Origin of the sequence: Candidatus Magnetobacterium casense, from assembly GCF_019173545.1 — a bacterium.
GTDB classification, from domain to species: domain Bacteria; phylum Nitrospirota; class Thermodesulfovibrionia; order Thermodesulfovibrionales; family Magnetobacteriaceae; genus Magnetobacterium; species Magnetobacterium cryptolimnobacter.
The window spans coordinates 1-5,011 of record NZ_JABXWD010000260.1 but is presented as its reverse complement, the minus strand read 5'-3'; the positions used below and the strand labels follow the sequence as shown (position 1 = coordinate 5,011).

The window sequence follows — 5,011 nt, the reverse complement described above, 5'->3', positions numbered from 1 at the left end:
TGTTTTTTTGAAGTTTTTTTTTAGCTTAACACCTACAGTGGTTAGAGGAGGGATTCTCCACAAAGAATGGCTTTATTGGCAGGATTGCATTCTTAGCTTAACACCTATGCCCTCAGCCCCCCCCGCAAGGGGACCAGTCCCCTTGACCCCATTATGCTTATTCCTAAGTTTTATATAAAAACTTCTGTCCATGTGCTTATCAGTTTCTGTGTACCATAACCGGCAAATGCAAAAACCGGCATATCAACGCTATTGGTTCAGGGAATCGGCATAGCCTCGGATATCTTTGAGGGCCTTTTTGACCATCCGCCTGCTGTACAGACCAAATGCGGCATAGAACAGGTCAAGGGACTTCATGTGTCGCCAGAAGTGTTTTAGAGAGTAGAACCTCTCCATTGCCTTTATGGTCCCCACCTGCAGGTGCTGGGGCTTGATGGTGGCCGTTTTGTAGACGACGTGGTTGATGTCGTACTTGGACCAATCGGAGTGCAGGAGCCTTTGTGTTGCCTTAAAATCTTCATACAATGCGGTTCCGGGCAGGGGGGTCAGGATCATAAACTGCACCGAATCAAGCCCGCTGTCCATGGAAAACTCGGCAGACTCACTGATCGTTTCGACGGTGTCGGTGTCGGCGCCAAAGACAAACATGCCATGTATCTTTATGCCGTGCGCCTTGAGGGCGGTAACGCATCTTACGTTATCATCGACCTTCTGGTGCTTGTTGTAGTCCTTGAGGGCTTGGGCGCTTGTTGACTCAAAGCCGATGGAGGCGGTAAACTTCCCCGATCTGGCCAGCAGACCCAGGAGTTCCTCGTCCCTGTATATGTCAGGACGAACCATTGCAGACCATCGTGGCTTTATGCCCTCGGCGATCATGTGGCGTAGTATCTCCTTGGTTCGTTTCTTGTTGGCGGCAAAGTTGTCGTCAACGAAAAACAACGGAGACCTTGATACTGATGCTATGCGCCTGAGCTCATTGACCACCCTTTCAACAGAGCGAAATCGGTATTTCCTGCCAAACATGGGACTCACCAGGCAGAAGCGACAGTTAAAGGCACACCCCCGTGAGGTGGCAATGGGGTGGATGTTGGAGTTCCTCCAGCCATGCACGAGTGTATAGTCGGGGTCGGGCAGCGAGTCAAGGTCTGCGACAAACTCCGACGGCGGATTGTGGATATCGTTGCCGGCCTTATCCCTGTAGGACAGCCCGTTGATTGAATCCAGGGTGGGAGTTCCGTTCTTAAGCGACTCCACAAGTTGCAGGAGCGCCCTCTCCCCCTCGCCCCTGATGACGAAGTTGGCGTGTTGCAGTGCCTCCCCTGCCATGAACGTGGGGTGTGCCCCGCCCATCACCACCGGTATACCGAGCTTTCTGGCCCTGTCTGCCGTCGCATACGCCACATGGACAGTGGAGGTAATGGTGGATATGCACAAGAGGTCTGAACGCTCAATGAAAGACCAGTCCGGTGTGCGGATATCCTCTATGAACGTCTTTACCTCATAGCCCTGCTGTCTAAGAAGCGTTGACAGTAAGACCGCCCCTAAGCGCGGTATAGGGAATCTCCTGAATATATTTGACGCCGGAGACCTCGTCTCAATAAATGATATTGTCTTCATACAACTATTATATACGGCTACAGTGTACTACACTTGCCCGTACTTTAGCAAGATGTCCAATTGCTTCATCTAAAATCCATACGAAACAACACCCGTGGTAGCACCACAATCAACAGCGGTTGATTGGATGTAAGCCATTTTTACGCCTCGCAATATGGCATTGTTACTATGCGGCATCGATGTGACCACGTTTGAATGGAGTGCTACCCTGTGGCACGGGGTAACTGCTTGTTTAGATCAATCTCCGAGACCACCGGTAAGGTATGACCCATCTTAAGTCCGAGCAGTATCCAGCCTTCCAGTGTAGAACTAAGCTCACTCTGACATTCGCTTAACTCAGCCCCAAAGGCTATAACACCCTTACAGATTGGTATCCGCCCAACAAAGGTATCGTCTTGTAGTCTGTCATATACGGCAACAGACATTGCTTGTTCAATATATTCACTCAAGATATCAGGTGCAATCTTTAACATCATACATAATTATAACGTTATTTGACTGTCAAGGTCATCTGAAAATTGTAACTGCCTATCTGTCGCCATTGAGGCCGTAGAGTTTCCTGATCGTGCTGATGAGGGTGTCCTTGTCCTCGGCCCCTTCCTTGAGGGCTACCGTGGGGGGATGCACCAGCTTGTTGACTATCGAGTTGGCCATGATCTCTATGGACTTCCTGTCTCTTTCATCGAGGGTGTTGAGCTTGTTAAAGAGCTTTGTCAGCTCGTCCTTTTTGATATCGTCGGCCATCTCACGCAGGGCCACGATTGTCGGCACCGCATCCAGGGATTGCAGCCACTTGTTGAACCCCTCGACCTCCTCATCGATGATGTCCGATGCCTTGAGCGCCTCCTTCTGACGCTGATTGATGTTTGTGTCAATCACGCCCTTGAGGTCATCGATGTCATACAGATAAACGTTGTCTATACGGTTGATGTCGGGGTCAATGTTTCTTGGCACCGATATGTCAATGATAAAGACAGACTTAGACCGCCTGTCCTTCATGATCTTCGCCATTTCGTCGTGCGTGATCACGTAGTTGGGCGCCCCGGTTGAACAGATGACGATATCGGTTTTGACCAACTCCTTCCTGAAGTCACCGAACTGTATCGCTCGTCCCGAAAACTCCTTTGCCAACGCACACCCACGCTCATATGTCCTGTTTGCGACAATGACCTCCCCAACGCCACAGTTGGTCAGATGCCGTGCGGCCAACTCCGCCATCTCCCCCGCCCCAAGCAGCATAAAGACCTTGTTGCCCAGATTGTTAAATATCTTCCTGGCCAACTCAACCGCAGCATAACCTATGGAGACGGCATTTTCGGCGATCCCCGTCTGCGTCCGCACACGCTTGCCTACGGAGATGGCCTTCTTCATCAGCCTGTTGAGGATTATTCCCGAACTCTTGTGAACCAACGACAGGTCAAAGGCATCCTTTAACTGCCCCAGTATCTGCGGCTCCCCCACCACCATCGAATCCAGACTTGCGGCAACCCTGAAGACATGCCGTACACCCTCATCATCAAGATGCACATAAAGCGCCGCATCCAGCTTGCCCCTGTCCAACGAACGAGTCCGCGACAGAAAATCCTTTATCCCCTCCGCAACATGAGCACCAACATTGGCATAGACATACATCTCCACCCGATTGCAAGTTGACAAGATTATCGCCTCACTAATCCCCCGCATTCCCCGAAGAGACGACAACCCCTCCACAAGCATCTCCGGAGTAAACGCCAGCCTTTCCCTGATCTCCACATCCGCCGTCTTGTGATTTAAGCCTATGACAATTATATTCATAACGTTATTTATATAGGGTAGAATTACGAAAAGAAGGGGTCAAGGGGTCTGTGACCCCTTGCAGGGGGGTCTGAGGGGGGGCGGAGCCGCCCCCTTCTTCTCTTATCTTTGCCTTTCTTTTAGAATTCATGCAACGATTTTAACAACAGGTTGACGCCAAAGAATGTGAACAGCACGGCGGCAAAACCGATGACCGACAGGATGGCCGACTTCTTGCCATGCCAGCCCGAGTGTATGCGCACATGCAACACCATCGCATAAAACAGCCAGGTTATCAGCGACCATACCTCTTTCGGGTCCCAACGCCAGAACGTGCCCCAGACGCCCTCCGCCCAAATTGCACCCGTTATAATGGCAAGGGTCAACAGAGGAAAACCAACGGTCAACAACCGGTAATTGATATCATCCAGTATCTGGAGGCTGGGTAGCCTGCGAAACAACCCGCCCAATTTCTTGGATTTGACAAACCGCTCCTGCACAAGATACATAACGCCAATGCCACAGGCCACCGCAAATGCGGCATCCCCCAAGAAGGCCAACGTCGTGTGTATCCACAGCCAGTAGCTCTGAAACGTCGGATCAATGGGCTTGATCTGACGCGGCAACACCGACGAAGATAGCATCAGGACAAACACCCCGGGCATCACAAACGACCCCAGGAGACTTACCTCGTACCTTATTTCGATTATAAAAAATATTAAAACAATGCTCCACGTCAAAAACGACACTGCCTCGTGCATGGACGCTATGGGCATCTGCCCAGCAACAATATACCTCAAGAATACGTTAACCGTGTGCAGCACAAAGCCAAGGGCTATCATCGCCTTCATTACTCTGGAAATCGCAGAACTGCCCACTGCCAACTGCACTATCCCAAGTATAGCGGCAGTGAAATAACAAGAGAGGGCCAACTCAAAAAAAGTCGTAACCAACTAAAAACACCCCACTCTGTCGATTTCCTTATTCTTTATGCCATCCATGATAACGTTGATACAGTCGTTCCAGTCCTCGCTTTCTTCCTCAATGGTGCGGACGGAGCAAAACTTCTTTCCGGGCAATGTTTTGGAGAAGGCGTCTGTGCTGTTGCCATCCCAGGTAACAACAATAGAGGCCCTTTCAATGGCCTGTTTACTATGCTCCTTTACCCGTGCCATGTCCCTGCCATAGACAAAGATGACCAAGTCGCTGCGCAAAAACTCAATAGGACTGTTACCCTCAACGATAATACCATCCACACCGTTAAGGGTGTCACAGCAAAGGGCCATGCCCAAGGCGTCGTCGAGTTCCAGGAAAGGCGCCTGCACCCACACGACATCCACGGCTCCGGCACCCAATAACCTGGCCGTATCCTTGCCCTCCTGCAGGAGCGTCTCCCTGTCGGATATGATGCCGGTATAGAAGGCCGTCCTGGTGTACTTGATCGCCCCCCATCTGCCCCGGAGGGCGGCGAGTAATCTTTCGGCCAGCGTGGTTTTGCCACAACCGCTATGCGCCCCACCTATGCACACAATCAAGGGGCTAGGTTTGGCGTTTATAGTCACACTCCTTATTGCTGCAAGAGAGGCTGACAGTGCCATCTTTGTCGGTCTTTTCAATGATG

General features: G+C 51.0%; 5 protein-coding genes. All 5 read right to left on the bottom strand.

Going from position 1 to position 5,011, the window contains the following annotated elements; genetic code table 11:
• Positions 1-249 precede the first annotated feature (249 nt).
• The gene (locus tag HWQ67_RS12795) at positions 250-1,617 is read right to left on the bottom strand and encodes a B12-binding domain-containing radical SAM protein (protein WP_218253081.1); all 1,368 of its coding nucleotides are present in this window, start codon (positions 1,615-1,617) and stop codon (positions 250-252) included.
• 203 nt (positions 1,618-1,820) lie between these two features.
• Positions 1,821-2,093 (bottom strand): hypothetical protein, encoded by a 273-nt coding sequence (locus tag HWQ67_RS12790; protein ID WP_218253080.1) that lies wholly within the window; start codon positions 2,091-2,093, stop codon positions 1,821-1,823.
• 52 nt (positions 2,094-2,145) lie between these two features.
• Positions 2,146-3,411, bottom strand: coding sequence for a glutamyl-tRNA reductase (gene hemA, locus HWQ67_RS12785; protein ID WP_218253079.1), 1,266 nt, complete (start codon positions 3,409-3,411; stop codon positions 2,146-2,148).
• A gap of 119 nt (positions 3,412-3,530) precedes the next feature.
• On the bottom strand, positions 3,531-4,343 hold the full coding sequence (gene ccsB, locus HWQ67_RS12780; RefSeq protein ID WP_218253078.1) for a c-type cytochrome biogenesis protein CcsB: 813 nt from the start codon (positions 4,341-4,343) through the stop codon (positions 3,531-3,533).
• The coding region (locus HWQ67_RS12775) for a molybdopterin-guanine dinucleotide biosynthesis protein MobB (RefSeq protein ID WP_218253077.1) at positions 4,344-5,011 on the bottom strand (668 nt) is incomplete at its 5' end.

What these genes read in the sequence shown, in the direction of transcription:
- HWQ67_RS12790 (WP_218253080.1), bottom strand. Translation starts at nt 2,093, where the DNA reads ATGATGTTAAAGATTGCACCTGATATCTTGAGTGAATATATTGAACAA.
- hemA (WP_218253079.1), bottom strand. Translation starts at nt 3,411, where the DNA reads ATGAATATAATTGTCATAGGCTTAAATCACAAGACGGCGGATGTGGAG.
- HWQ67_RS12795 (WP_218253081.1), bottom strand. Translation starts at nt 1,617, where the DNA reads ATGAAGACAATATCATTTATTGAGACGAGGTCTCCGGCGTCAAATATA.